Source organism: Psychrobacillus sp., from assembly GCF_056205495.1.
Map to the genome: position 1 here is coordinate 1 of NZ_JBAEAP010000157.1, position 2676 is coordinate 2676.

General features: G+C 40.1%; 3 protein-coding genes. All 3 read left to right on the plus strand.

Annotated elements, in window-relative coordinates; genetic code table 11:
- The coding region (locus AC06OU_RS04710; RefSeq protein WP_475854297.1) for a prephenate dehydrogenase at window positions 1–840 on the plus strand (840 nt) is incomplete at its 5' end.
- 13 nt (window positions 841–853) lie between these two features.
- On the plus strand, window positions 854–2143 hold the full coding sequence (gene aroA, locus AC06OU_RS04715) for a 3-phosphoshikimate 1-carboxyvinyltransferase (protein WP_475854298.1): 1290 nt from the start codon (window positions 854–856) through the stop codon (window positions 2141–2143).
- Between the two features lie 98 nt (window positions 2144–2241).
- A partial coding sequence (locus AC06OU_RS04720; protein WP_475854300.1) for a tetratricopeptide repeat protein occupies window positions 2242–2676 on the plus strand: 435 nt, incomplete at its 3' end.

The window sequence follows — 2676 nt, forward strand, 5'->3', positions numbered from 1 at the left end:
AAAAACAATGTGATTATAACCGACACAGGGAGCACCAAAAATGAAATAATGAATGCCGCTCTAATCTTGAAGCACCATGGTATTACGTTTATCGGAGGACACCCGATGGCTGGCTCCCACAAGAGTGGAGTAGGCGCAGCACGGGCCTACTTGTTTGAGAACGCTTATTATTTGTTAACTCCCTTTGTTGATGAACCAATTGAGAACATTAATAGATTAAAAGAGTTATTAAAAGTTACGAAGGCGAAGATAATCGAGATAAGTGCACATGAGCACGATCATATGACTGCTACTGTAAGTCACTTTCCTCATTTGATTGCAGCTTCTTTAGTTCATCAATTATCGGCAGAGAATAAGAGCTATCCTTTCACGAGACAGCTCGCAGCTGGTGGATTTCGCGATATCACAAGAATTGCCTCTTCCAATCCCGTCATGTGGCGGGATATAACGATGCAAAATCGTGAAGAAATCAGTAAGCAGCTTCAGCAATGGACAGAGGAAATGCTTCGTTTGAAGCATCTAATAGATGGGGCCGATGAAACAGAAATTGAAGTTTATTTTGCTAAGGCTAAACAAGTCCGAGACGAACTCCCAGTTGCGCAAGGTGCTTTATATACGGTGTACGACCTGTATGTGGATATCCCTGACTATGCGGGGGTAATCGCCGAAGTTATTGGTTATTTAGCGAAAGAGCATATAAGCATTACAAACTTGCGCATTGTCGAAACTAGAGAAGATGTGTTTGGTATTTTGGTTATTAGTTTTCAAACAATGGAGGACCGAGCACAGGCAGTTCGATGTATTGCTGCACATACATCATTTGAGACTTATATTGCGTAGGGAGGAATCAACTATGACAGTTAAACTTTTAAACTTTGGTAAGCCTTCCTTACAAGGGAGCATTAAAATACCAGGAGATAAATCAGTCTCCCACCGTTCGATTATGTTTGGGGCTATCGCGGAAGGAACAACAACGGTAGAGGGGTTTCTACAAAGTGACGATTGCCTAAGTACGATTGATTGTTTCGGCAAGCTTGGTGTAGATATTAAGGTAGACGGTGAGCATGTGCAAATCAATAGCCAGGGGATTTCTACTTGGAAGGAACCTGATGAAATTTTATATACAGGGAATTCAGGTACAACGACTCGTCTAATGCTTGGGATTCTAGCAGGCTCTAGTATTTCTTCTGTGTTAATAGGCGACGAGTCTATTCAAAAACGACCAATGAAGCGAGTCACAGAGCCGCTCAAGCAAATGGGGGCCAAGCTAATAGGTCGAGCGAATGGACAATACACTCCTATTGCCGTAGAGGGGACAACCCTAAAAGCGATTCATTATAAAATGCCTGTAGCCAGTGCTCAAGTGAAATCTGCTATATTGCTAGCTGCTCTAAATTCACAAGGTGAGACTGTTGTAGAAGAGCGAGAAACCACTCGAGATCATACAGAAAAGATGCTCAAGCATTTCGGAGCAGAAATTTCAGTAAAAGACAATGTAATTAGACTTCAGGGTGGACAAAAGCTAACAGGAGCACACGTTGTAGTCCCTGGTGATATTTCTTCTGCAGCATTTTTCTTAGTTGCTGGGGCTATCGCTTTAGATAGTAAGCTTGTGCTAACTAATGTTGGGTTGAACGAAACCCGTACAGGAATTATAGATGTGCTAAAAGCAATGGGTGCAACATTAACTATTGAGACACAAAATAATGCAAGTCATGAGCCGATTGGTACGCTAACAATAGAAACTTCTAATTTAGTAGGAACTGAAATAGGCGGAGATCTCATTCCAAGGTTAATAGATGAGATACCAGTAATCGCACTTCTTGCCACACAAGCTAAAGGTAAAACAGTTATTAAAAACGCGGAGGAGTTAAAGGTAAAAGAAACTAATCGTATTGATGCCGTGGTCAATGAACTGAGAAAGCTTGGAGCGAATATTAATCCAACAGAAGATGGAATGGTCATTGAGGGGCCAACTCCATTGCATGGTGGCGAACTGTCTACATACGGAGATCATCGTATTGGAATGATGGCAGCTATTGCTGCGTTAGTAAGCGATGGTATAGTTTCAATTGATAATCAGGAATGTATAGCCGTTTCCTATCCAAATTTCTTTGAACACTTAGAAAATGTCATAAAATAAATAAATTTCCCATACTCTCCCTATCAAGGAGAGTCTTTTTCTTGTTCAACCTTCAAAGTTCTTGTACGATTAAATAGTAGAGAAGGAATGGTGATGTTATGGAAAAAATGATTCCCTTTATCCGAGTTATGGAGGATGGAGATATAGAAAAGCTTGATGGCATGGTAGATACTTTCTTACTAGAGGAAGATCCTGACGAGCAGTATGGATTAGCAGACTTATTAACAGAATATGGTTTTATACAAGAGGCAATAAAAACGTTGGAGCATTTAAACTTTTTATTTCCAGAGGAAGACCAACTGAAAATAGACCTCGCACAATTATTTTTAGAATTGAATAAAGAGGACGATGCTTTGGAAATGCTAAGTAATATAGAGAAGAACAGCGAGTCCTATCCACAGGCCTTACTTACATTAGCTGATTATTATCAAATGATTGGTTTATATGAGGTTGCCGAACATAAAATAGAAGAAGCAATTGCTCTATTACCGGGAGAGCCACTTTTGCAATATGCAAAAGGAGAACTTTTATTT